This window comes from Salinibacter pepae (assembly GCF_947077775.1).
Classification (GTDB): Bacteria; Bacteroidota; Rhodothermia; order Rhodothermales; family Salinibacteraceae; genus Salinibacter; species Salinibacter pepae.
The window spans coordinates 2,295,879-2,318,426 of sequence record NZ_CAMTTE010000001.1 but is presented as its reverse complement, the minus strand read 5'-3'; the positions used below and the strand labels follow the sequence as shown (position 1 = coordinate 2,318,426).

The window sequence follows — 22,548 nt, the reverse complement described above, 5'->3', positions numbered from 1 at the left end:
AGCACAAGCTCGCGTAATTGTATTTTTGGGAGATGGAAATGGTTCCGGTCACGGGTGTGGCCCCTCTTCTACGGGAGTGCCTCCGGGGAGGCTGTTCGTCGGAGCCGAAAGGCGTTGCCCGTCACGAGAATACTGCTCAGCGTCATAATGACGACCGCGGCGATCGGATGCAACAGGCCCGCAACGGCGAGGCCGAGGCCGATGGCGTTGTAGCCGAACGTCCACCACAGATTCTGCTGGATGACGCGGTGGGTGCGGCGGCCGAGGTGCTGGAGCCACGGGACGAGCCGGAGGTCGGGGTTGTAGAGGGTCACGTCCGCGGCCTCCATGGACACCGAGGCCCCCGACGACAGCGCGATGCCCACGTCCGCCTCGGCCAGCGCGGCCGCGTCGTTGATCCCGTCGCCCACCATCACGACCGGCCCGTGCGTGTCTCGAAGGGCCGCGAGCCGGTCGACCTTCTCGTCCGGGGCAAGCCCCGCCTCCGCGCGCACCCCGAGCCGGTCCTCCAGCCGCCGCGCCGCCGCGGGCCGGTCGCCCGTAAGCACCGATACGGCCTCGGATCGCTCCCGGACGGCCCCCACTACGGCCTCAGCGTGCGGCGCCACGCGCTCCTCGATGCTCAGGAGGCCCACTACGGCGGCCTCGTCCACCACGTAGAGCGGGGTGCGCCCCGCGTCCGCCTCGTCGGCAAACGCCTCGTGGAGACGCGGCGCGCCGGGCACGCCCAGCGCATCGAGCAGTCGCTCGTTGCCCACGCCCACCCGACGCATCCGCCCGTTCACCTGCACCCGGCCCACCACGCCCGCCCCGGGGTGGGTCGTCACGTCGGCGACCGCCGGGAGCGACAGGTCCCGGTCCCCCGCCGCCTCCACGACGGCCGTCGCGAGGGCGTGGTTCGTGCCCTGCTCCACGGCGGCGGCCCGCCGGAGCACCGCGTCGTCCGCCGGCGCCGGAGCTTCCTTCACAGGAACCGTCTCCGGGCGCAGCACCCGCACCGAGGGCGCCGTGAGTGTGCTCAGCGTACCCGTCTTGTCGAACGTCACGGCCGTGGCCCGGGCGAGGTCCAGCAGCGTGCGGCCCGAGCGCACCAGCACTCCCTTCCGCCCGGCCTGCTCCAGGGCCACGGTGAGCGAGAGGGGGATGGCGATCCCGAGGGCACAGGGGCAGGTAATGAGGACGACGCTGAGCGCCACGTAGAGCGCCTTTGAGAACCCGACCGCCCCCCACCAGCCCGCAAACGCGACGAGCGCCAGCCCCACGACGCCGGGAATGAGCCACCGGAGAATGCGATCGGTGAGGCGGGCGAGGCGCGGGGGCTGCTCCAGGGCCCGGTGCATCATTTGCGCCACGCGGGCGAGGCGCCGGTCCTCCGCCACCGCCGTTGCGTCGACCGTGAGGGCCCCGTCCTGGGCCGTCGTGCCGGCGTACACCGTATCGCCCGCCTCTTTGACGACCGGCTGCGACTCGCCCGTCAGGCTGCTCTCGTCCACGTAGCTCCGCCCCCCCACCACCGTTCCGTCGACCGGGATGACGTCCCCCGCCGGCACCCGAATCCGGTCGTCCACTCGCAGGTCGTCGGGAACGACCTCCCCAGGGTCGGGGCCCAGGCGCACGTACGTGGTGTCGGGCACCTGCACGAGGCGGCGCAGCACGCGCGTGGTGGTGTCCTTGGCGCGGGCCGTGAGGTACCGGCCCAGCGTATAGAGCGCCAGCAGCATGACGGCCGTTTCGAGGTAGATGGGGCCGGTGCCCCGGGCGTAGCTCACCCCGCTTACGACGACTGCGCTCGTGGTGCCGAGCGTAAACAGCACGTTCAGGGTGAGCCCTCCTCCTCTCAGGTCGTCCCAGGCGGAGCGGAGGAGCGGCGGCCCGAGCAGCAGAAGCGCCGGCACGGCCGCCAGCAGCAGCACCCAGTGGGCCGTTCCCACCTCGTGCTCCAGCCGCCGCAGGGCCCCGAACCCGTACCCCGAGCTGATCGCCAGGCTGAAGACCATGACGAACCCCGCCATGAGGACGCCGGCGAAGAGCCGCACGAGGAGGGTCTGCTGCTCGTCGGAACGGGTCGCCTCCTCGTCGCCAAGCGTCTCGGCCCGCATGCGACACCCGTAGCAGCAGTAGTGCGTGCGGCCGGCCACGCCGGAGACGGCGGTGTCCTCCGTCCCGGAGATGGGCATGTCGCAGTGGTCGCAGCGCTGCATGGGACAATCGGCGTGCGAGGGGCGGACGGCAAGCAGGGGGAGGCGCTATCGGGCAGGGGCGGGCATCCGGTTCGGCGACGCCTGCGCGACGAGACGGTCGTACAGGGCCGGGCCGACCGCTCCCGACGGGCCCCGGGCGGCGGTGTCGTCATTGCCGCCGGGCACGGTCTGATTCTCGGAGGCCTTCAGTTCGTCGGGCGACCACGTGTCGGACCGTCCCTCGGTCGCCGCCCGCACGGACGCCACCTCGTCGGGGGTGACCTCCCCGTAGTCGTTGTCCCAGGACTGCCGGATGTGCGTGATGACCGCGGCGATCTCCTTGTCGCTGAGCGTGGAGCCCCAGGCGGGCATGTTGCCGTTGTAGGTCGCCCCTTGGACTTCAATTTCGCCCTGCAGGCCGTGGAGCAGGATGCGGATCACCTGGCCCTTGTTTTCCACCCACCGCGTCCCGATCAGCGTCGGGAATGCCCCCGAGATGCCCTGCCCGTTGGACTGGTGACAGCTCGCGCAGCGGGCGCTGTACACCTGCGCGCCGCTCACCGGCTCCGGCTCGGGCGGCCCGGTGCGCTGGGCCACGGGCTCCGGGGACTGGAGCCACGGATCGGGGCTGAAGTCGCCCATGTAGGCCCCCAGGTAGAACGTACTGAAGAGCAGGACGCCGAAGATCAAAATCCAGAGCCACATCTTCGGGGGCTCTCCCCCTTCCGGCGGCAGGGGCTCCTCGCGGAAGAGGGGGCGCAGCATGTCAATCGGCTCGGGCGACCGGTCGGGGTCGCTGCGCTGCTCCGGGTCCGGCTCGGGCGGGGACGAAGGGTCGTCGGCCATGATGCGTGGGGGAGACGGGAAGAGTGGAGTGCTCGACGCGGCGTCGCGGTGCCGGATCAGTTGGAGGCCTCACGATCCATGGGTTCAAGCTCCAGGGTCATGAGGTAGTCGTAGAGGGCGAGGGCTCTTTCGGTGGCCACCACCACGCTGTCGCCCGGCGGCGCGTACTCTGGACTGATGGGCACCGTCGTCTCCGACGCCATGACGCTCGACTTCTTCTTCACCTCGAAGAGGTACGGATACGCCGGCATCACCGAGCCCGGGCTCACCGAGCGGGGCTGGTAGAGGTGAGCCAGGTGCCAGTCGCGACTGGGCTGGCGGCTGGCGATGTCGTGGAGGTCCGGCCCCGTCCGCATCGTGCCCAGTTGATGGGTCTCGTCGTACACGTAGTCGCCGGGGCGGGACCCCCGCGGCCCCCATCCGCGGGCCACGTCGGACCCGAAGTCCTCCGGCCGCACCTGCTGGCTGTGGCAGTACATACAGCCCTCCTGCTTGTAGACGTCGCGCCCCAGCTGCTCGGAGTAGGTGTAGTCGGTGGTGCCCGGTGTGGGCTCGACCGTTGAGAGCTGCAGGCGCGGCAGCAGCGTGAGGGCCGTAAAGCTCATCGCGATTGCCGCAAACGCCCCCAGAAAAATCAGTGCAATCCGGGTCATCGTGGATGGGAAGTTCGTGGTGCAAAACGCAGCGTGGGGCGGGCCTACTGTGCACTCTCCTCCGCCGGGCCCGACGGGACGGAGCGGGCCCCGTCCCCGCCGACGTGATCGAAGGTGCCCGCCGGCACCGGGTGGAAGTACGTGGGGCCCTCCGGGCGCTCGCCGCTCTGCACGACGATTTTGGCGAGCAGGTACGCAAACACAAGGTGCCCCACCGTCATGAGCGTGCCGGACACCGACCGCACGACGAGCCAGGGCTTGGTGTCCTCCACGATCGTCAGGAAGGCCACGTCGGGATCGAGCAGCTGCAGGCCCTGAATGACGCCGCCGATGGTGAGGGCCGTAACGTACGCCCCAATGCCGAGGCCCGTGGTCCAGAAGTGGAGGCTTACGAGGCGCTTGCTCCCCCACTCCCAGTTCGTCACGCGCGGCATGATGTAGTAGATGGCCCCGAATGCGATCATCGTCGCAAACGCGTAGACCCCCAGGTGCGAGTGCGCAATGGTGTAGTGCGTGAAGTGGGTGACCTCCTGCCAGTACCGAAACGACTGGAGCGAGCCCTGCAGGCTAACGGCCGTGTAGCTCATGGCCCCGAAGACCACGAACCGGAGCGTCGGGCTGTACTTCAGCTTTTTGAAGTGCCCCACGACGGTGAGGTGGTGGTTGACCGCCACCACGATGACCGGAATGATCATCATCGCGCTAAACACGATCGACACGGTCGCCACCCACTGCGGCGCAGGTCCTCCCACCAGGTGGTGCACCCCGGCCCAGTTGTAGAAGAGGGCCAGCGTCCAGAAGCCCAGATACGACAGGTGGTAGCTGTGCACGGGCCGCCCGATGACCTTCGGAATCAGGTAGTAGGCGGCCGCCAGGCCCGGCGGGGTGATCCAGAGCCCCAGGATGTTGTGGGCGTACCACCAGTTGGCCGTCGCCTCCGGCACCCCGCTGTAAATGGGAAGCAGAATGGCAATCACGAGGAGCGGGCCCCACAGGATGGCCGCGCCCAGGTACCAGACGGAGATGTACAGGTGGCGTGCGTGCCGGTGCCAGAGGGTGCGGACAAACGACACGACCAACAGCCCCATGGCCGGGACGATGAACGCAAACGCCGCGTAGGGCATCTCCACCCATTCGATGGCGCGGGAGTAGCCCGCCAGGATGCCGATGGTGCCCACCAGCACCCCTACGTTCCAGAGCGCCGCACTGAGAAGCAGAAGCCCGCGGCCCCGAAGTTTGGTCTTCAGCAGACGGGCCCAGAGCCACGCGCTCACCCCCACCCCCGCCATCGAAATCCAGCCGTAGATCATCGTGTTGAGGTGGGCGGGGCGCACGCGGCCGAAGGTGAGCCACGCCTGCTGGGTCCACCAGTCCGGAAACTGGAACTTGAAGCTGGCGATGAGGGCCAGCAGGGAGCCCGCGACGAGCCAGAAGGTCCCGCTCACAACGAACGCGATGACGGGCCAGCGCGTCGACGCGTCGACAACGCGACGCCACTTGACGTCTGATTGGGACGTGCCCGCCGAGGGCGCGGGCGTGGACGAATCGTCGGGCATCGCACAGGAAGAACGTTGGGAAGAAACGGGTCAGGCCTCCGGATCAGGCGTGCCGGTCGGCTCGTCTGGGGCGTCGAACACCTGATCCTGCGGCTCCCCCACCGGCTCATCGTCGTCGAAGATGACGTAGGCCTCCGATTTCAGATTGTCAAAGTGCCCCTTCCGCTGGGCGTAAAACAGCACCGTCAAGGTGATCGCGGCGCCGACCACCAGAACGAGCAGAATGGTCAACAAGGGCGTGTAGCTCATGCGCGGTGTTCAGACGCAGGAATGGGAGCCGACGCAGGGGGCCCTGCCGGGGGATGATCAACGCGCACGGCCTGGGACGCATCGGATGCGCCGGCGCGTGCCTCCATGTCGCGCAGGACGAAGTAGTACATCGCCCCCACCAGCAGGGAAGCGGCAAGGAAAAGGGCCAGGACGAGACCGGCCGTGGCCCGCTCAACGTCAAACTGCGGATCAGACATGGAAGGAGAAGCGGCGGCCCTCTTGCTTGTGTTTACAGGTATGAACCAGTGCGTTGAAGCCGGACGGTCCCGGAAGGATCCTCGATGGTGGTCGTCCTACTGATCTTCACAATCAGATCATTTTAACCGATGCGTTCGCTCTCGGTTCTTCGGCTTTTGATCCTCAGCATCCCCCTTCTCATCGTCGGATGCGGCGGGTCCGATTCGGCCCCCGCTAGCTCCCAGACGCCGCCCGACTCTGTCCGGCGGGACGTGGAGCACTCCATCGCGTCGCTGAATGGGATGCGCGAATGAGATGCGCGCCCCCGTAGGAACGCGCACCCCTCAACGTGGCGCGGACCGCGAATGGGCGGTGCAGCAGCTCGCCACGAAGTATCGAAATCCCGCCCAGGGGCCCGACGCGGCGGCGCACCGCCTCCACGAGGAGTTTGTCACATCCCCCGTGTTCACCGGGCGGTGGACCCGAACCCCCCACAGCGGCCACGAGGGCTGGCGCTACGCCCACCGAATTACGGTGCAGCCGTCCTGCCTGGCGTGCCACGCCCCCAAAGACGAGCGCCCCGCGTTCGTAAAGAAGGACCATCCCGAGGACCGGGCGTACGGGTTCGACGACGGAAACCTGCAAGGCGTCCACGCAGTCTTCGTCCCGGATACAAGCGTCGAGGATGAGTTTTAGGCAGCCTGTGCGCCTTCTGGGACTTATCTTGCAACGGTCCTGAAACACCATCGCGGGTTGTAAATACAAGTAAATACCAGACTGAGAGCATCGGTGACCGTTCGCCTCTCTCGTTGACAGCCAACTCGAAGGGCCCATGGACGACGTACACACAGACGGCGCCCCCTCTCTAGAAAAGCGCTTACAAGACCACGACACTCGTCAGACGCTTCACCGTCTCCTCGACAAGCTCGATACGATCGAGGCGGCCCTCGACCGGCTCGACCGCATCGAGGGCGAGGTGCCCCCTCTTCTTCAAACCACCGCCGACGTGGTCGACGACGAGTTAACCCGGGCGGCGGACCGCGGCGTGGTGCTCGACGAACGGGCCGGCGAGGCGCTGCGGCTTGCCGAGAAGCTGACGGAGCCGGAGACCGTCGAGGTGCTGTCGGCCCTTATCGACCGGCTCGACCACCTCGACAATCTCGCCGACCTGGCCGAGCAGGTCCCCGCGGCCGCCACCGTCACGGTAGACACGATCGATGAGGCGCTCACGCGGGCCGCCGACCGGGGCGTGGTCGTTGACGAGCGGGCCCGGGAGGGCCTCCGGCTGCTCGAGAAACTGACGGAGCCGGAGACCGCCGCGGCGCTTGAGCACCTTCTGGACCGGTCCGACCAGATCGACGAGTTGGCGGCCCTCGCCGAGAACGCCCCCGACGCCATCGCCACGGTCGTCGACATCCTCGATGCCGAATACGCCCGGGCCGCCGCACAGGGCTACGACCCAGAGCGCACCCTCCGTCAGGCCTTTGGCGCCCTGAGCCGGCTCGGGACGCTGTTCCAGACCGACGAGTTCGAGGCCCTCCTCCACTCCGGTGTGCTCGACCCCGAGGCCCTCGAGGCCGTCGGCAGCCTCGGCTCGGCGCTCGTCGACACCCAAAAGGAGGCCCAGCGCGGGGACACCCCATCCCAGGGGGTCTTCGGCCTGCTCGGCGCCCTTCGCGACCCCGACGTGCAGCGGGCCGTCGGCTTCATCACCACCTTTGCCAAGAAGTTCGGCCGGAACCTCCGCTCGTGAGTCAGGCCCTGAGCCCCAGATGCCCGCGGGGGTCCTCCGTTCAGTGGACTTCTTCCGTTTGATTTCGTGCACACACCCCCTTCAGACCCATGACAGACACCCATCAGGTTCTCATCGTCGGCGGCGGCACCGGCGGCCTTACCGTTGCCTCGCAGCTCCTCTCTCGGGACGACGCCCCCGAGGTGGCCGTCCTTGAGCCCGCCGACACCCACTACTACCAACCCCTTTGGACCCTCATCGGGGGCGGGGTCTTCGACAAAGAAGAATCCGCCCGTCCCATGAGGGAGGTGATGCCGAGCGGGGCAACATGGATCCAGGACGCCGCCGCGGAGGTCGACCCCGAGGGCAGTACCGTCACCACTCAGGGCGGCGATACCTACGGCTACGACCACCTCGTCATGGCCGCCGGCATCCAGATCGACTGGGACGGCATTCCGGGGCTTGCCGAGTCCGTGGGCCAGCCCGGCACGGGGGTGGTGAGCAACTACTCGTACGACACCTGCGAGACCACCTGGGACGCGATTCAGAATTTTCCGAAGGGCGGCACCGCCCTGTTTACCGAGCCCACAATGGGCGTCAAGTGCGGCGGGGCCCCGCAGAAGATCATGTACCTCTCCGACGATGCCTTCCGCCGCCAGGATGTGCGCGAGGGCAGCCGCATCGCGTTCATGAAGGCGAAAGGGAGTCTCTTCTCCTCCCCGCCCTACGAGGAGACGCTCTACGACGTGGTTGAGCGGAAGGACATCGACCTCAACCTCATGACCGAACTGACGGCATTGGAGCCGTCGAAAAAGCAGGCGACGTTTCAGCACCTGGAGTCCGGCGAGGAGGAGACGATCGACTACGACCTGATCCACGTGGTGCCCCCGATGTCCGCGCCCGACTTCATTGCCGACAGCCCCCTCTCCGACGAGGAGGGGTGGGTGGACGTGGATCCGGGCACACTCCAGCACACGCGGTACGACACTGTGTTTGCGCTCGGCGACAACTCGAATCTGCCGACCTCGAAGACCGGGGCGGCCATTCGGAAGCAAGCCCCCGTGCTGGTGGATCATTTGATGTCCACGATTAACGATGCCTCTCCCGTCAATGGCACCTACAACGGCTACACGTCCTGTCCGTTGGTGACCGGCTACGGCAAGCTGGTGCTCGCCGAGTTCGATTATGACAAGGAGCCGGAGGAGAGCTTTCCGTTCGACCAGACGGAAGAGCGGTACAGCATGTATGCCCTGAAGGCCTACGGCCTGCCCCGCATGTACTGGAACGGCATGCTGAAGGGGCGGATGTAGTCGCCGTGGCCTCGGCCGCCGGCGGATGTGTGTCCCCTCCCCGTCCCGCGACATGGCGCCCCGACGCAGCGCCCCGACGTAGTGCCTACTCCTGGTGCGCGTCCACATCATCGTCGAAGACGGGCTCAAACTCACGGAGGGGCATGCCGTGCTCTACCGCATCGTGCCGGGTGGTGTCGCGGGCCAGTTCGAGCTCGTAGGCCACCCGGTCGCTTCGGTAGTACCGCCGCTGGAAGTAGACGCGCTTGTCGCCCTCCGTCAGCGACAGGCGCTCAATGAGGAGCAGGGCCTCCCCGGCGTCCACGCCGAGCAGGTCCGCACTGGGGGCGTCCGCGTTGGCGGCCGTGATGCGGTAGTGGCCGCGCAGGACGGGAATGTCGTACTCCGCTTCGAGAATATGGTAGATCGTCTCCTCCTCCAGGTCGTGGCCCTCCAGGAGCTGCGCGTAGAACATGGGGAGCCACGTCCGGTCAAACGCAACGGGCCGCCCGTCCCCGAGGCGGAGGCGGTCGAGTCGCATCACGGTCTGGTCGTCCGTATCCAGGTGGACGGCAACCGCGGGCGGGGGGGACTCCGGGGCGTGATGCTCAACCTGAGAGGACGCTTCGAGGCCCGCCTGTGCCATGTCCTGCGCAAAGTCCGTGAGGCGCACGAGGCCCTGCGCGGCCCGGCGCTCCTTGACGAACGAGCCGAGCCCCTGCCGGCGGTAGATGTAGTCCTCATTCTCAAGCGTCTGCAGGGCCCGCCGCACCGTCACCCGGCTCACGTCAAACCGGTCCCCCAGTTGCTTTTCGGAGGGGAGTTTCTCGTCGACCTCGTACGTGTCCTGCTCAATCTGCTCGCGCAGCCAGTCGCTGATCTGTTCGTGGCGCGGGCGTCCCGACTCAAGCTCCATGAAGGGCCTCGTCTGGTGGTGACGACAGTGCGTGGGGCCAAAAGAGTAGCCATGTCACAACAGGAGAACATAGGGGAAGATCCCTACTCGGGGGAGGGGTGCCCGCCTCGCCTCGTCAGAATCAGATCGGCCGCCCCGCCCCGGGAGCCACCGAGCCTCAGGGGAAAAGACCAATTCCGGGCCCGGGGCATTTCGCGGTGGAAGACGGATCGCTCCCACCGACTAGCGCTCCATCTGCACCGGCACGTGCCCGAACGAAATGCGCCGGCGCACGGTGCGGGTGGAACCCGGGGCGTGTTGCAGCTGCGCCTCGGCGGTGAGTGACTGCGGGCGGGCGTCGGCCCCCATCGGCCAGGCGGCCCGGAACCGCGTCGAGTCGCCGGGGGGCCACGTCGCCGTCCGCCCCTCGTCGAGCACCGTGCCGTCGTCCGTCTTCAGGGCCCGCAGGGTAAGGCGGTAGGGCGTCTCCGTGCGGTTGTCCACCGCGACGGCGAGCCGGAAGGTCCAGGGCCCGGACGACTGGGCCCGCACCTGCATTGCCACCACGCGCTCCGTCACGTCGGTGGCCGGCAGCAGGTCGTCGCCGATCCGGAGGGGGGCGTCGGGCGACCGGGTCCCCAGCGTGTCGGCCGGGGACTCCTGTTCCTCGGCCACCGGCCCCGCCCCCTCCTCCCCACTCAGCAGGTAGCTACGCACCAGAGTCATGCCCTCAATCCCGAACGCGAGCCCGAACGCGAGAATGAGAAAGAAGCGGACCACCCAGGGGTTGACCTCGTCGGGCACAGACGGGGACGGGGCATCGTCCGTCTCGGAAGAAGGGGAATCGTCCATCGAACAGAAGTCCAGGAATCGTCGAGACAGCCACCGGACGGGTGCAATCTAAGTAGACACGCAAAAGACCCTTCCCAACAAGTCATTCCGGGCGCAGCGAAGCGGGGTCGAGACCCGAGCGAAGCGACTGATGAAATCAATCTCTTCGAAGATCAGCAGAAGCGACCTTCGGGCCGGTATATTTCCCAATCAGCGTTCGCGCTGGACCCAGTAAGATTCGTCGACTCGCCTTTCCCTCCGGTCGTCGGTCGCTCAGAATGACTCTCGAATAAACGTATTTCTGCGTGTTTACATAGGCCTCTCCGTCCCAGCACAGGAGCGCCGGGCGCCTCCGTTCTGGCGCCCATGCGCGTCTACATCGGCGCCGGGAACGCCCCCGGCGAGAAGAGCCCGTCCATGACCATCTCGGCCAGCGGCAGCGTGTAGGCGATGAGCACCAGCGCCACGGCCACCCCCATCCACAATTTCAGGTTGTCCAGGATCTTCGGCGAGTGCTCCGGCCCCGAGAGGGGAGGCGGGATCACGTCGTCCACGTTGGTGGCGGGGGCGCCGCTCCACCACGTGCCCCCGATTACCACGAGGAAGAGCACCATCGACACGAAGAGAATGGTGCCCCCGATGGCCACCTGCCAGTCCATCTCCGCCATCGTGCCGAACGGCACCTCGTAGTCGATGCCCGCGTACTGGGGCTCCGCCACGCGGCGCGGCACGCCCGCCAGGCCCTGCCGGTGGAGCGCGTTGGACATCAGTGTCATCCCGATGAACCAGGTGTAGGGCTGGGCCAGGGCCAGGTTTTTGAACTTGAGCGCCTTCCCCGTCAGCTGCGGCAGCAGCCAGTAGGTGATGGCCATGAAGGTGAGGGCCACCGCCGTGCCCACCGTGAGGTGGAAGTGGCCGGGGATCCACGCGGTGTTGTGGACCAGCATGTCGATGTTGAGCGAGGCGTTAATCATGCCGCTGAAGCCCCCCGCGGCGAACATGATGCCGGCCAGCGCACAGCCCACGAAGGCGGGCTGGCCCCACGGCAGCGCCCCCATCCAGGCGAAGTAGCCGCTGCCGCCGCGCTGCCGCGCCCCGTGCTCCATCGACGAGATCACCGTGAAGGCCGTCATGAGGCTCGGCAGCAGAATGACGAGTGTCATGATGAGCGCCCACATCTTGTAGACCAGGCTGATGCCCGGGTCCGCGTACTGGTGGTGGTAGCCGATGGGCGTGGACAAGAGCAGGAAGAAGATGAAGACGACGCGGGCGAGCGGATCGCTGAAGAGACGTCCGCCCGAGAGCTTCGGCAGAATGGAGTACCACACGAAGTAGGCCGGCAGCAGCCAGAAGTACACCACCGCGTGCCCGAAGTACCAGAAGAGCGTGCGGGGCAGCAGCGGATCAATCTTCTCGACGATGCCGAGCGACCACGGAATGAGGAGCACGACCACCTCCAGCGCCAGCCCCAGCGAGCAGAGGTACCACATGAGCCACGTGAAGATCACCATGTAGGTCTGCAGTGGGATCCGGGCGTCGGGGTTCTCGGCCCGCCACTTCCGGTACGTCCAGAACCAGTCCGCCCCGGCCAGCCACGAGCCCACGACCAGCAGCGCCGCCCCGATGTAGAAAAGCGGGTGCGCCTGCAGCGGCGGGTAGAACGTGTAGAGGACCGCTGCACTTAGGCCGCTGCCCGGCACGAGCCCGCCCAGGATGGCCGTGGCCGTCATGGTCGTCCCCACCACCATCATTACGAACCAGCTCCACGAGAACGCTGAGCTCTCCGGCTCGCGCTCCATGGTGCGCGTGACGCCCCACTGGTACAGCCCCGTGATAAAGAACGTGGTGAACACGAGCGCCAGCAGGACGCCGTGGCCGGTGAGCACATCGTAGTACTGCACCGAGGAGACAAAGCCCCGAAAGACGTCCGTGCGGTGCAGCGCCTGAATGAGGCCGAAGAAGCCCCCAATGGCGAGGGCCACGAACGCGACGATCAAGTTGGCCTTGACGATGCGCGCCGCTTTCGGGTAGTGGTTGACAAACGTCATTGTGATATTAAGTTGCTCTCGTCAAACTCGGATGGGGGGACGGCCTTGATTTCGCCCTGCATGTTGTGGTGGGCCGAGCCACAGTACTGGTGGCAGATGATGCCGTAGCTTTTGGCCTCCGGGAACCGGGTGGTGAAGGTCGCGACCTGCCCCGGGATGACCGTCGAGTTCAGGCCGCTTCCCGGCACCTCGAACCCGTGCATGACGTCCGGGCTCGTCATGTGGAAGGTTATCTTGGTCTTGGCCGGCAGGGTTAGAGGCCGGGTGCTTCCGGGGCGAAAGATAAACTGCTGGGCCAGCATGTAGACCTCGTAGTGGTCGTCACTGATCTTCCGCACCCCGGGCTTTGCAAACGGCCCCTCCGACAGGACGGTCGCCGGGTCGACGGTCTCGCCCGTTTCGACGCCGGGCACCTTCAGGTTCATCACCGTGAACCCGAAGAGCACAATCCCGATGAAGGCGGCGATGAGGAGCAGGGAGAGCCCGATCCAGAGCTTCTCAAAACGATGAACGTGCATGGTCGATCAGGGCTTACTCAATGATGTGGGGGGCGTGCGTGGCAAACTCGACGAAGTACAGCAGCGCGTACAGCACGAGCAGAAGAATGAAGTAGGCCCCCGTGACCGCAAGGGTCCCGTAGGGCTGGAACTCGTCGAGGGAAAGGTCTCGGGCCTTGCCCGAGTCGTCCCCCGCCGCAGCACCGTCGGTCGAGGCGTCGGACTCGTCGGTCGGCATGAAGAGCAGACACACAATTCGGGAGAACGGCGAACGGAAGCGGCCGACGCGGCCCCAACAGGCACACGTGCCGTGTTTCTCACAACTATGGTACGATTCAGCATCTCTTCCCGCAACCCTACGCTCTTGAACAATCGGGTGGGGCGTTCCCCCACTCCCCGCCTGGGGCCCCGCGCCTACGCCGTGGCCGGGCGCCGCTCAATGCGCACGCACCCCACACGGGGGCCCCTCAATCACATTCTCCACGACGACCGCCCGGTCTTTTCCCTTCACGTCGACCCCGTGCAGCACGTCGGACAGGCGATTGTCGCGGATTGTCGCTCGGGGCGCCCGCACCATCACGCCGGCGTGGTCGTCGCCCAGGTCCGTGCCCAACCCGGAAATGCGGAATCCCTCGATGGTGACGTTGGCGGCGTCGACCGCAACGACGTGCGTCTGCTCGTCGCCCTTCAGGTGCGGGCGGTTGGGTCGATGAGCGGCGCGCCGTTGCGGCCGCTGATGTCGTTGTGTTCGACGACCTCCTCGGCGCCGGAGGCATGAGATGGGCCGTGCCGTAACGATGCTTCGTCCATGCACACCCACGGCCCGCAATCCTATGCTCCCACAATAATATGCTCCCACAATAATACTGCCCCCGCCGCGCACGTTGGTTTTTCCTTGACGACGAAGGCCCCCCACGCGATTGCTCTGTCGCAGGCCCCTACCCGACATGCGATCTGTTGCCCCCGCTGCCTCCCTGTTTGCGTTCGTCCTCGCAGGCCTTGCGCTCCTCGGCGTGCCGGACGCCCGGGCGCAGTACTTCGGGCAGAATAAAGTGCAGTACGACCAGTTCGACTTTCGGACGCTGGAGACGGAGCACTTCGTCTTCCACTTCTACCCGGAGGAGGAGCAGGCCGTGCGCGACGCCGCCCGGATGGCCGAGCGCTGGTACGACCGCCACACGGAGGTCTTTCTGCACCGCTTCGACGAGAAGAAGCCGATTATCTTCTACGCCAACGACGCGGACTTTCAGCAGACCAACGTGACCCCGCGGCCGATCAGTCCGGGCACCGGCGGGCTCACCGAGCCGCTGCGAGAGCGCGTGGTCATGCCGTTCGCGTCGTCGTACGGGGAGACGGACCACGTGCTGGGCCACGAGTTGGTGCACTCCTTTCAGTTCGACCTCGGCCTCAACGCGGACAGCCTGGGCATTCAGCTTGGCAACCTCCCGACGTGGCTCATCGAAGGAATGGCCGAGTACCTGTCGGTGGGGCGGCAGGATTCGCACACGGCCATGTGGATGCGCGACGCGGTGCGCCGGGACGACATGCCCTCGTTTGAGGGGCTCGCCAATCCCCGCGAGTACTTTCCCTACCGCTACGGCCAGGCGTACCTCGCGTACATCGGTGGCAAGTACGGCGACCAGGCCGTCACGGACCTCTTCAAACGTGGCGGACAGGTGGGGCTCGACTCCGCCTACGTGGAGCTCTTCGGCGTGTCGGCGGACTCGCTCACCAACGAGTGGGCCCGGGCCACCCGCGATGCGTACGGGCCGCTCATGGAGGGCCGCACGCCGCCCGACGCGGCCGGGCAGACGGTGCTCGCCCCGGAAACGAACGGCGGACGCATCAACATCGCCCCGTCGCTGAGCCCGGACGGGCGCTACGTCGCGTTCATTTCGGAGCGGGAGCTGTTTTCCTTCAACCTGTACGTGGCGGACGCCGAGACCGGGGAGGTCATCGCGGAGCTGGACCGGGCCGGCACGACTGGCCACTTCAATGCCCTGCGCTTCATCAGCTCCTCCGGTACGTGGTCGCCCGACGGGCGGCGCCTCGCCTTCGTCAGCTCCGAGGACGGCGACAATCAGATCACGGTCTGGAACGTCGTGGACGAGGAAATTGAGCGCAGCTTTTCGGTGGACGGCGTCACGTCGATGAAGAACCCGGCGTGGTCCCCCGACGGCGCACGGCTCGCCTTCGCGGGCACCGACGGGGGCATTAGCGACCTCTACGTGCTGGACCTGGAGACGGAGTCGGTGCGGCAGCTCACCAACGACCGCTACGCGGACCTCCAGCCCACGTGGGCGCCCGACGGGGAGACGATCGCCTTTGCGACCGACCGGGCGGAGACGAATTTGGAGACGCTGAGCCCGTCCTCGAACATGGACCTCGGGCTGGTGGACGTGTCGAGCGGGGAGGTGACGGTCCGGGCGCCGTTCGGGGATGCCCTGCACCACAACCCGCAGTTCGCCCCGGACGGACAGAGCCTCTACTTCATCAGCGACCAGGACGGGTTCAAGGACGTGTACCGCATGGACCTGTCGAGCGGCGAGCGCTTCCGCGTGACCCGACTCAAGACGGGCGTGAGCGGCATCACGGCGCTGTCCCCGGCGCTGTCGGTCGCCGCCCAGAGCGGCGACATGATGCTGTCCGTCTTCGCGGACGGCAATTACACCGGGGTGCGTCGGCCCGCCCCTGAGGCGCAGGGCACGCCCCTGAGGGCTGCGTCCACGGCAGGGGGGGCCTCCGCTGCTCGCGTTCCGGCCGCGGCCGACACGACGACAGACGAGGCGGGCACGCAATCCGCCGATACCTCGCGCGTCGCCGGTCTCCTCCCCTCCCCCGCCGCCGCGCAGGACGGCCTCATCGCCGCGAACCTCCGCGACGCCACCACCGGCCTTCCGCCCGACTCCACCCACTACGACGCCGCCCCCTACGCCCCGACGCTGTCGCTGGAGTCCATTTCCCGGGCCAGCGGCATTGGCGTCTCCGTCGGCGGCCCGTTCGGGGGCGGCCTGGCCGGGGGCATCGGGCTCCGGTTTGGCGACATGCTGGGGCACCGGACCCTCGGGGTGGCCGTACAGGCCCAGGGCTCCTTCCGCGACATCGGTGGTGGGGTGTCGTACATGAACCAGCGCGGCCAACTCAACTGGGGCGGCTCCCTCAGCCACACGCCGCTCATCTTCTCCGCCAACACGGTTCCATTTCGGAACGACGCCGGACGGGTCGTCGGCCTCGGAAGTGTGGTGCAGCGCGCCTACATCACCTCCGCCAGTGGCAACGCCTCCTACCCCCTGAGCCCCACCCGACGGTTCGAGTTCTCGCTCGGGGGCACGCGCTACGGCTTCGGGACGAACGTGCGCACCGCGGGCCTCGTCCCCGACGGGACGGAGGCAACCCTGGACGACCAATTCGGCGGCCGGGACCCGAAGTACCTCGCGACGGCGAACGCGGCGTACGTGCGCGACTTTACCACGAACGGCCTCACGGGCCCCCTCCAGGGCGGGCGGTGGCGGATCGGCGTCACGCCGACGGTGGGCTCACAAAACTTCGTCACGGCCCGCGCCGACGTGCGCCGGTATTTCTACGCCGAGCCATTCACGGTTGCCTTCCAGGCGCTCCACGTGGGGAATTACGGCGCCTCGTTCAGCGACGCGTTTGGCATCGGGAACGAATACATCGGCTACCCCTACGGCCAGGGCTTCGTGCGCGGCTACAGCGTGCAGAGCATCGCGAACGGCATCCGGGAGAACGGCGGCTGCACCCGGGTCGGCGACGCCCCCACCACGTCGCCGTGCGCCGAGATCGACCGCCTCTTCGGCACGCGGGCCCTCACGACGCGGGCCGAGATTCGAATTCCGCTGCTGGGCCCGGAGCGCCTTAGCCTCATCCCGTTCCGGTACCTGCCCACCACGCTGGCGCCGTTCGTCGACGCGGGCGTGACCTGGACGAACGACGCGGGGCCGGACCTCTTCACGTTCGCCACCGACAGCGCCGACACGACCATTCCCGTCGTCAGCACCGGCGTCTCCGCCCGCTTCAACATCCTGGGCAGTTTCCTGCTGGAGGCCTACTACGCGCGCCCGTTCCAGCGCCGCGACACGACCTGGGAGCTGGGCTTTCGCATCTCCCCGGGCTTCTGATACGTGAGGCGTGAAACGTGATGTTCGTGCTGCTCCCCCCTCACGCATCACACATCACGTATCACACATCACGCCTCACTCCGGCAGGCCCGGCTCCACCATGAGCACGTCCTCGCGGTCGACGCGCACCACGCCGGGGTCCGCGCCGGTCGGGCTGGTGACGTACTTGCGCTCGGTCATCATGACGGGGGCCACGTCGCTGCCTTTCGATTTGCTGTAGTGGGCGGCGATGGCCGCGGCGACGTAGCGGCGGCGTTTGCCGGGCTCGGCGTCGCGGTTCGGGCGGTGGAGCACGGTGTGGGCGCCCGGCACCCCGCGCGCATGCAGCCACAGGTCGTAGGGCTGGCTGGCGTGAAACGTGAGGTCGTGGTTCTGGCGCGCGTTTTTGCCGACCCACACCTCGAAGCCCTCCCCGAGGTCGAACCGGCGGAACGGGAAGTCGTCCACATCCGCGTCGTCCCGCTCCACGAACGGCAGCAGCTCGGCCTCCCGCTCGTCCCGGAAGGCCTTGATGCCGTCGAGCGTGTCGATCTGGCGGAGGGCCTGGAGGAGCGCCTCGGCCCGTTCGGCCCGCTCGATCGTGTCGTCCAGTCGGCCCTCCGCCTCCTCCCGCGACCGCCGCGTGCTCCGGGCCCGGTCGTAGTAGTGCTCGGCGTTCTCGACGGGCGACTTGGCGGGGTCCACCGGGATGGTGACGGGCGCCCCCTCCTCGAACAGGTCGGGCAACTCGACCTCCTCCGCCCCGTCGGGCACCTGGTCCTGCTGGGCCATGAGGAGGTGGCCCCATCGCTCGTAGCGCCCCGCCCGGCTCTCGCTTTGAAGCTCCTCCACCATGCGCTCGGCGCTGCGGCGTTCGTGCTCGGCCGCCGATTCGAGGGCCTCCTCCAACGGGTCGTAGAGGCGGTGGAAGTGCTGCTCCGCCAGCGTGCGCCGCACGAAGTCGGCCGCCGCGGCGTCCACCGTGTCGAACCGCTCGGCAGGCTCGTCTTCGCGGTGACGCAGCGGGATCAGCGAGAACGCGTCCGGGAACTGCCCCGCGCCGTAGAGTACGGGGGCCGGGTCCTGTAGCGCCTCGCGGAGGGCCATCGACGCCTCGAAGAGGGCCCGCCGCTCGGCCGCCGTGCAGTCTGCGGGCGCGTCGGTCGTCACGCCGGCCCGGTGCAGCGTCTCCCGCGCCAGGTCGCCCCCAAAGAGCGACACGGCCGACTGGACCGCCTGGCGCGTCTTGTTGCGGTTGGGCTTCCATCGGTCCTCGAACCCCTCGAACGTGTCCGGCATCGGCGCGGCGTACGGCTCCGGCGCCGCCGTTCCGGTGAGCGCGTCGTGGCGCTGGAAGGCGGCAACGACCGTGCCGTCGGGCGCCACGTGGAAGGCGTTGGCGCGCGCCCCGAAGAGCTGCCACAGAATCCGGCCCCCGCCGCCCAACTCGATGGACACGAGCCGGTCCCGGTCGGCGATGGACACCCCCGCCACGGACCGGCCGATGACGTCCTCGAAGAGGGTGGCGACGTTGCGCCGGGCCTTGTGGTAGCCGGGGCGGCGAAACAGGTACAGAAACGGCCGCTGCACCGAGCCGCGCACCATCCAGTCCTGCTCTGCTCCACTCAGCGCGACGGTCAGCTCATTCTTCGTCTGCGAGTAGACGTCCCGAACCGTCGTGCCCTCCAGGTCGGCGTGCCATTCGCGGGCGAGGGCGCGAAGGGTGTAGTAGCTGTTGACCACGGGTGTCGTTGGCTCGGCGGGAAGTTCAGTCTAGCATGATCGGTGGGCGGCAACGGGCCCTCACCGTACGCTCGTTCCTCGACCCGTCTCGTTTTCTCCTCCTTCACTCTCCGCACTGCGAGTCGGGTGCATGGAGCGGCCTGCAGGAGCCCCCACATGCTCACGCCCTCGCCACCGGCAGCTCGTCCCACCGGGTCGTGTAGCGGGGGGAGGTGTGGTCGCGCGTCATGGTCCAGTCGCGGTCGCCCGGCAGGCCCGCCGCCGCGACCCCGATGGTGCCCCGCCCCATGGTGCCGTTGATCCGATCTACGGCCTGCATGAGGGCCTCGTCGTCCTGGAGGGGGCGGCCGAACAGGCTGCCCTGATGGGGCCGCCGGGGCCGGATCGCGTACAGCATGACGCCGGCCTTCCGGTAGGCCGGGCCCGCCCGGTAGAGGACGTCCAAAAGGCGACGGGACGACCGGACGAAGGGCGAGGCCGCCGCGGTGTGCTCGTCGAGCGTGGCCTGGGCCTCGTCCGCGTAGTGGGGCGGCGGGCCGTGCGTCTTGGTGGTGATAAACGCACTGATCCCTCGGGCCACGAGGTCCTCCTCCCGCAGCTTCTCGGCGGCCCGCTGCGCGTGCTTGGCGAGGGCCTGCCGCAGCTCCGCCTTCGCCTCCACGGGCGCGCCGAACGAGCGGGACCGGACGAGCGATTGGCGGTCGGGCCCCACGAGGTCCAGGTCGAGACACCGCTGTCCCCGCAGCTCGCGGGCGAGGCGCAGCCCCACCACCGTCATCGTCGACCGGAGCCACGGGTCCGGCAGCGCCCGGAATTCCGCCGCCGTGGTGACCCCGTGCTCGCGCAGCGTCTCTTCGTAGCTCGGCCCAATGCCCCACACGTCCCCCACGTCGGTGCGGGAGAGCAGCACGTCGAGGTCCGGCTCCGGCGGGCACACGTACACCCCCGTCCCGTCGCCCGCCCGCTTGTCGGCCTTGGCCTTCTCGTCCGCGATTTTGGCGAGCGACTTGGTGGGCCCGATCGCCACGCGCACCGGGATCCCGACCCAGTCCCGCACGCGACGGCGGATGCGCTCGCCCAGCGCCCGGAGGGCGTCGCGGTCGAGCGCGGGCAGCGTCACGAAGCACTCGTCGATGGAGTACCGCTCCAGGTCGATGCTCATCGTCTCGAGCACCGCGGCCACGCGACGGCTCAGGTCGGCGTAGAGCGCGTAGTTGCTCGACAGGACCGCCGCGTCCATCGCCTCCAGCTCGTCCCGCCACTTGAACACCGGCGCGCCCATCGGCACGCCCGCCGCCTTTACCGCCGCGGAGCGGGCGATGGCGCAGCCGTCGTTGTTGGACAGCACGACGGTGGGGCGGCCGCGGAGCGCGGGGTCGAAGACGCGCTCGCAGCTAACGTAGAAGGCCTGGCAGTCGATGAGGGCGATGACGGAATCCACGGGCAGGAGGCAGCAAACTGGACGGGACGACGCGAGGACGCGTGGGGCGGGCCGTCACGACACTTCATGGACCACGTGTTGCACGACGCCCCACACCACGAGCTCCTGCCCGTCCCGGACCGGAATGGGGTCGTGGTGCTGGCTCTCGGGGACGAGGACGGCCCGTCCGTCGCGCGTCCGGAGCCGCTTGACGGTCAGCTCGGCGTCGAGCGCGGCCACCACGACGTCTCCGTCCGCGGGCTCCACGGCCCGGTCGACCACCAGGATGTCCCCGTCGTGAATGCCCGCCCGTGTCATGGACGTCCCCGACACCCGGAGGTAGTAGGTCGCGGCCTCGTGCTCAATCAGGTGCTCGGCCAGGTCCAGCTCGGTTTCCACGTAGTCGGAGGCGGGCGACGGGAAGCCGGCCTCGACCCGGGTCAGGAAAAAGGGCTGGCGTAGGCGCGGCGTGTGACGGGCCGGACGCGCGGCCGTCACGACGACGTCGGACTGGACAGAGGAGGGGGGCGGGTCATCGGCACTGCACAAAAGCGACATGGGCGCGGTGGGGTCTGCTGAGCGGGGCATGGCGTCGATGCCCCACCACAATACAAACCAGCACACATATTTCAAACATGCTCTTTCTTCCAGTCCCCGCACGCCTCAGAACCTGGCATGTCGACGTTCCCTCGCAGGAGGGCCCCTTCGACCGGGGGGAGGCGAGGCCGCTCGGGGCCCCGAGGCCTGCATGGAAACAGGGGGCTAGCTGCCGGAAATGAGGTCGCCGAGGATGCCCGTCCCGCCCGGGCCCTCACTCTCTCCCCGATTGGCAAGCTCGCCGGCCACGATGCGGTCGGCAAGGCGAGAGAACGGAAGGCTCTGCAGATACACGGTGCCGGGCCCGGTGAGCGTGGTCAGGAAGAGGCCCTCGCCGCCAAAGAGCGCGTTCTTGAAGCCGCCGATGAACTCGATGTCGTAGTCGACGCTGCTGGAAAACGCCGCGAGACAGCCGGTGTCGATCCGCAACGTCTCGCCGGCCTCGAGCGTGCGCTCGACGACGGTGCCCCCGGCGTGGATAAAGGTCCAGCCTTGCCCCGTGAGGCGCTGCAGGATGAACCCCTCGCCGCCGAAGAGGCCCGCGCCCATGCGCTTGGTGAAGGCCACTTCGATCTCGACGTTGGCGTTGGCGCAGAGGAACGCGTCTTTCTGGCACAGGAACTCGCCGCCAAAGTCGTTGAGCTGGACGGGAATGATCTTGCCGGGATACGGGGCCGCAAACGCAACGTGACTTTTGCCCTGCCCCTCGTGGACGAACGTGGTGATGAAGAAGCTCTCCCCGGACACCATCCGCTTGAAGCCCTTGAAGAGGCCGCCCCCGGTGTCGGTCTGCATGCGGACGCCGTCGTCCATGGAGATCATGGTGCCGGCCTCGGCGCGCACGCCCTCCTGGGGGTCGAGCTCCACCTCCACGAGCTGCATGTCGTCGCCGATGATGTCGTAGTCGATGCCGTCGGTGCGGATGGTGCTCATTGGACTGGGATGTTGGTGCGTGGAAGGGGACGTGCCGCGGCGCCATGGGCCGCAGCCGGTTTGGTTTTCAATATGCGAAGCAGCAGCGATGGAAGAAAGGGGGCCGACGAACCGTGCGCGGGACCGGCGGCCCTTCGAACAAAGGGGGATCCTCCACCTTCACCGTTTGTTCTTATCCCCGTTGCTGTCCTCAAGACTGGTCCCAGACGCCATGCCCACAACCAAAACCCGTGCGGAGGAACACCAGGAGCAATGGCAGGAGATTGTCGCCGATCCGATCCTCCGCGACCTCCCCTACAAGGTCGAGACCAATCAACGAGGCCAGATCGTCTTGAGTCCACACACCACACACCACGCCCGCCAGCAAAAGCGTATTCAGGAGACGCTCGACACGCTTCTTGACACTGGAGAGGCGTTTTCGGAATGGCCCATTGCGACGGCCGGTGGGACAAAGCAGGCCGACGTGATCTGGGCATCGGAGCCCCGATTCGAAAACATGGAGGAAACCGGGGAGCCGCCGACGCTCGCCCCGGAGATCTGCGTTGAGGTGATGAGCGCCTCGAATGACTGGGACGAGATGGAGGAGAAAATTGCCCTCTATCGAGACGCCGGGGCCGATGAGGTGTGGGTCGTGGATGAGACGAGCCGCGTTCACTTCTTCGCGGACGAGGAGCTGGAGCAGTCGGCCCGGGCCCCCGACTTTCCGAACGCTCTCTAGTGCTACGTCAGCCGTTTGTGCGGGCAAGAGCGCTCTCAAGATCCA

Annotated in this window: 22 protein-coding genes; 7 read left to right on the top strand and 15 right to left on the bottom strand. The window is 67.7% G+C overall.

Going from position 1 to position 22,548, the window contains the following annotated elements; translation table 11 throughout:
- Positions 1-68 precede the first annotated feature (68 nt).
- From OJA40_RS09705 to OJA40_RS09680, 6 genes are read right to left on the bottom strand one after another with little or no spacing between them, the layout of a single operon-like run.
- Positions 69-2,201: a heavy metal translocating P-type ATPase gene (locus OJA40_RS09705; protein WP_263810496.1), complete on the bottom strand. Its 2,133-nt coding sequence runs from the start codon at positions 2,199-2,201 to the stop codon at positions 69-71.
- Between the two features lie 45 nt (positions 2,202-2,246).
- Entirely contained in the window at positions 2,247-3,026 is a 780-nt protein-coding gene (locus OJA40_RS09700) for a c-type cytochrome (RefSeq protein ID WP_208426064.1), read from the bottom strand.
- Between the two features lie 56 nt (positions 3,027-3,082).
- Positions 3,083-3,679: a cbb3-type cytochrome c oxidase subunit II gene (locus OJA40_RS09695; protein ID WP_208426065.1), complete on the bottom strand. Its 597-nt coding sequence runs from the start codon at positions 3,677-3,679 to the stop codon at positions 3,083-3,085.
- Between the two features lie 44 nt (positions 3,680-3,723).
- Positions 3,724-5,235, bottom strand: a complete 1,512-nt coding sequence (locus OJA40_RS09690; RefSeq protein WP_263810494.1) for a cbb3-type cytochrome c oxidase subunit I — start codon at positions 5,233-5,235, stop codon at positions 3,724-3,726.
- Positions 5,236-5,265: 30 nt separating this feature from the next.
- Positions 5,266-5,484: a cbb3-type cytochrome oxidase assembly protein CcoS gene (locus OJA40_RS09685; RefSeq protein ID WP_208426067.1), complete on the bottom strand. Its 219-nt coding sequence runs from the start codon at positions 5,482-5,484 to the stop codon at positions 5,266-5,268.
- Positions 5,481-5,702: a hypothetical protein gene (locus OJA40_RS09680; RefSeq protein WP_263810492.1), complete on the bottom strand. Its 222-nt coding sequence runs from the start codon at positions 5,700-5,702 to the stop codon at positions 5,481-5,483. Before OJA40_RS09680 ends, OJA40_RS09685 begins: the two co-directional genes overlap by 4 nt.
- Before the next feature lie 129 nt (positions 5,703-5,831).
- Between OJA40_RS09680 and OJA40_RS09675 the strand changes: the two genes are divergently transcribed.
- The 4 genes from OJA40_RS09675 to OJA40_RS09660 all read left to right on the top strand — a co-directional run bounded on the left by OJA40_RS09675 (position 5,832) and on the right by OJA40_RS09660 (position 8,724).
- Positions 5,832-5,996 carry a hypothetical protein gene (locus OJA40_RS09675; protein ID WP_263808760.1) on the top strand — a complete coding sequence of 55 codons (165 nt, stop codon included), beginning with the start codon at positions 5,832-5,834 and terminating at the stop codon, positions 5,994-5,996.
- A gap of 1 nt (position 5,997) precedes the next feature.
- Complete coding sequence (locus OJA40_RS09670; protein WP_263810490.1) at positions 5,998-6,378, top strand: DUF3365 domain-containing protein; 381 nt, start codon at positions 5,998-6,000, stop codon at positions 6,376-6,378.
- Between the two features lie 136 nt (positions 6,379-6,514).
- Complete coding sequence (locus OJA40_RS09665; protein WP_263810488.1) at positions 6,515-7,435, top strand: helical membrane plugin domain-containing protein; 921 nt, start codon at positions 6,515-6,517, stop codon at positions 7,433-7,435.
- Positions 7,436-7,524: 89 nt separating this feature from the next.
- Positions 7,525-8,724 (top strand): NAD(P)/FAD-dependent oxidoreductase, encoded by a 1,200-nt coding sequence (locus OJA40_RS09660; protein ID WP_263792639.1) that lies wholly within the window; start codon positions 7,525-7,527, stop codon positions 8,722-8,724.
- 85 nt (positions 8,725-8,809) lie between these two features.
- Here the strand turns inward: OJA40_RS09660 and OJA40_RS09655 are convergent, their stop codons facing one another.
- From OJA40_RS09655 to OJA40_RS09635, 5 genes are all read right to left on the bottom strand, one after another.
- Positions 8,810-9,619: a GntR family transcriptional regulator gene (locus OJA40_RS09655; protein WP_208426070.1), complete on the bottom strand. Its 810-nt coding sequence runs from the start codon at positions 9,617-9,619 to the stop codon at positions 8,810-8,812.
- Between the two features lie 222 nt (positions 9,620-9,841).
- Positions 9,842-10,450, bottom strand: a complete 609-nt coding sequence (locus OJA40_RS09650; RefSeq protein ID WP_263810486.1) for a hypothetical protein — start codon at positions 10,448-10,450, stop codon at positions 9,842-9,844.
- Positions 10,451-10,803: 353 nt separating this feature from the next.
- On the bottom strand, positions 10,804-12,477 hold the full coding sequence (locus OJA40_RS09645; RefSeq protein ID WP_208426071.1) for a b(o/a)3-type cytochrome-c oxidase subunit 1: 1,674 nt from the start codon (positions 12,475-12,477) through the stop codon (positions 10,804-10,806).
- Complete coding sequence (locus OJA40_RS09640) at positions 12,474-12,995, bottom strand: cytochrome c oxidase subunit II (protein ID WP_208426072.1); 522 nt, start codon at positions 12,993-12,995, stop codon at positions 12,474-12,476. The genes OJA40_RS09645 and OJA40_RS09640 overlap by 4 nt, the downstream gene beginning before the upstream one ends.
- Before the next feature lie 13 nt (positions 12,996-13,008).
- Positions 13,009-13,212 (bottom strand): hypothetical protein, encoded by a 204-nt coding sequence (locus OJA40_RS09635; RefSeq protein ID WP_208426073.1) that lies wholly within the window; start codon positions 13,210-13,212, stop codon positions 13,009-13,011.
- A gap of 87 nt (positions 13,213-13,299) precedes the next feature.
- On the opposite strand from OJA40_RS09635, the gene OJA40_RS09630 reads away from it, so the two are divergent.
- Positions 13,300-13,752, top strand: coding sequence for a hypothetical protein (locus OJA40_RS09630; protein WP_263810485.1), 453 nt, complete (start codon positions 13,300-13,302; stop codon positions 13,750-13,752).
- 169 nt (positions 13,753-13,921) lie between these two features.
- On the top strand, positions 13,922-17,113 hold the full coding sequence (locus OJA40_RS09625) for a basic secretory protein-like protein (protein WP_263810484.1): 3,192 nt from the start codon (positions 13,922-13,924) through the stop codon (positions 17,111-17,113).
- A 75-nt stretch (positions 17,114-17,188) separates the two neighbouring features.
- Here OJA40_RS09625 and OJA40_RS09620 read toward each other — a convergent pair whose 3' ends face one another.
- From OJA40_RS09620 to OJA40_RS09605, 4 genes are all read right to left on the bottom strand, one after another.
- Entirely contained in the window at positions 17,189-18,835 is a 1,647-nt protein-coding gene (locus OJA40_RS09620; RefSeq protein ID WP_263810483.1) for an Rqc2 family fibronectin-binding protein, read from the bottom strand.
- Between the two features lie 160 nt (positions 18,836-18,995).
- Positions 18,996-20,276, bottom strand: a complete 1,281-nt coding sequence (locus OJA40_RS09615; protein ID WP_263810481.1) for a Y-family DNA polymerase — start codon at positions 20,274-20,276, stop codon at positions 18,996-18,998.
- Between the two features lie 54 nt (positions 20,277-20,330).
- A complete protein-coding gene (locus OJA40_RS09610; protein WP_263810480.1) occupies positions 20,331-20,813 on the bottom strand; it encodes a LexA family protein in 483 nt (160 codons plus the stop codon).
- A 204-nt stretch (positions 20,814-21,017) separates the two neighbouring features.
- Positions 21,018-21,785, bottom strand: coding sequence for a TIGR00266 family protein (locus OJA40_RS09605; RefSeq protein ID WP_208426078.1), 768 nt, complete (start codon positions 21,783-21,785; stop codon positions 21,018-21,020).
- Positions 21,786-21,996: 211 nt separating this feature from the next.
- On the opposite strand from OJA40_RS09605, the gene OJA40_RS09600 reads away from it, so the two are divergent.
- Positions 21,997-22,503, top strand: coding sequence for a Uma2 family endonuclease (locus tag OJA40_RS09600; RefSeq protein ID WP_208426079.1), 507 nt, complete (start codon positions 21,997-21,999; stop codon positions 22,501-22,503).
- Positions 22,504-22,548 lie beyond the last annotated feature (45 nt).

What these genes read in the sequence shown, in the direction of transcription:
- OJA40_RS09705 (WP_263810496.1), bottom strand. Translation starts at nt 2,201, where the DNA reads ATGCAGCGCTGCGACCACTGCGACATGCCCATCTCCGGGACGGAGGAC.
- OJA40_RS09700 (WP_208426064.1), bottom strand. Translation starts at nt 3,026, where the DNA reads ATGGCCGACGACCCTTCGTCCCCGCCCGAGCCGGACCCGGAGCAGCGC.
- OJA40_RS09695 (WP_208426065.1), bottom strand. Translation starts at nt 3,679, where the DNA reads ATGACCCGGATTGCACTGATTTTTCTGGGGGCGTTTGCGGCAATCGCG.
- OJA40_RS09690 (WP_263810494.1), bottom strand. Translation starts at nt 5,235, where the DNA reads ATGCCCGACGATTCGTCCACGCCCGCGCCCTCGGCGGGCACGTCCCAA.
- OJA40_RS09685 (WP_208426067.1), bottom strand. Translation starts at nt 5,484, where the DNA reads ATGAGCTACACGCCCTTGTTGACCATTCTGCTCGTTCTGGTGGTCGGC.
- OJA40_RS09680 (WP_263810492.1), bottom strand. Translation starts at nt 5,702, where the DNA reads ATGTCTGATCCGCAGTTTGACGTTGAGCGGGCCACGGCCGGTCTCGTC.
- OJA40_RS09675 (WP_263808760.1), top strand. Translation starts at nt 5,832, where the DNA reads ATGCGTTCGCTCTCGGTTCTTCGGCTTTTGATCCTCAGCATCCCCCTT.
- OJA40_RS09670 (WP_263810490.1), top strand. Translation starts at nt 5,998, where the DNA reads ATGCGCGCCCCCGTAGGAACGCGCACCCCTCAACGTGGCGCGGACCGC.
- OJA40_RS09665 (WP_263810488.1), top strand. Translation starts at nt 6,515, where the DNA reads ATGGACGACGTACACACAGACGGCGCCCCCTCTCTAGAAAAGCGCTTA.
- OJA40_RS09660 (WP_263792639.1), top strand. Translation starts at nt 7,525, where the DNA reads ATGACAGACACCCATCAGGTTCTCATCGTCGGCGGCGGCACCGGCGGC.
- OJA40_RS09655 (WP_208426070.1), bottom strand. Translation starts at nt 9,619, where the DNA reads ATGGAGCTTGAGTCGGGACGCCCGCGCCACGAACAGATCAGCGACTGG.
- OJA40_RS09650 (WP_263810486.1), bottom strand. Translation starts at nt 10,450, where the DNA reads ATGGACGATTCCCCTTCTTCCGAGACGGACGATGCCCCGTCCCCGTCT.
- OJA40_RS09645 (WP_208426071.1), bottom strand. Translation starts at nt 12,477, where the DNA reads ATGACGTTTGTCAACCACTACCCGAAAGCGGCGCGCATCGTCAAGGCC.
- OJA40_RS09640 (WP_208426072.1), bottom strand. Translation starts at nt 12,995, where the DNA reads ATGCACGTTCATCGTTTTGAGAAGCTCTGGATCGGGCTCTCCCTGCTC.
- OJA40_RS09635 (WP_208426073.1), bottom strand. Translation starts at nt 13,212, where the DNA reads ATGCCGACCGACGAGTCCGACGCCTCGACCGACGGTGCTGCGGCGGGG.
- OJA40_RS09630 (WP_263810485.1), top strand. Translation starts at nt 13,300, where the DNA reads ATGGTACGATTCAGCATCTCTTCCCGCAACCCTACGCTCTTGAACAAT.
- OJA40_RS09625 (WP_263810484.1), top strand. Translation starts at nt 13,922, where the DNA reads ATGCGATCTGTTGCCCCCGCTGCCTCCCTGTTTGCGTTCGTCCTCGCA.
- OJA40_RS09610 (WP_263810480.1), bottom strand. Translation starts at nt 20,813, where the DNA reads ATGTCGCTTTTGTGCAGTGCCGATGACCCGCCCCCCTCCTCTGTCCAG.
- OJA40_RS09605 (WP_208426078.1), bottom strand. Translation starts at nt 21,785, where the DNA reads ATGAGCACCATCCGCACCGACGGCATCGACTACGACATCATCGGCGAC.
- OJA40_RS09600 (WP_208426079.1), top strand. Translation starts at nt 21,997, where the DNA reads ATGCCCACAACCAAAACCCGTGCGGAGGAACACCAGGAGCAATGGCAG.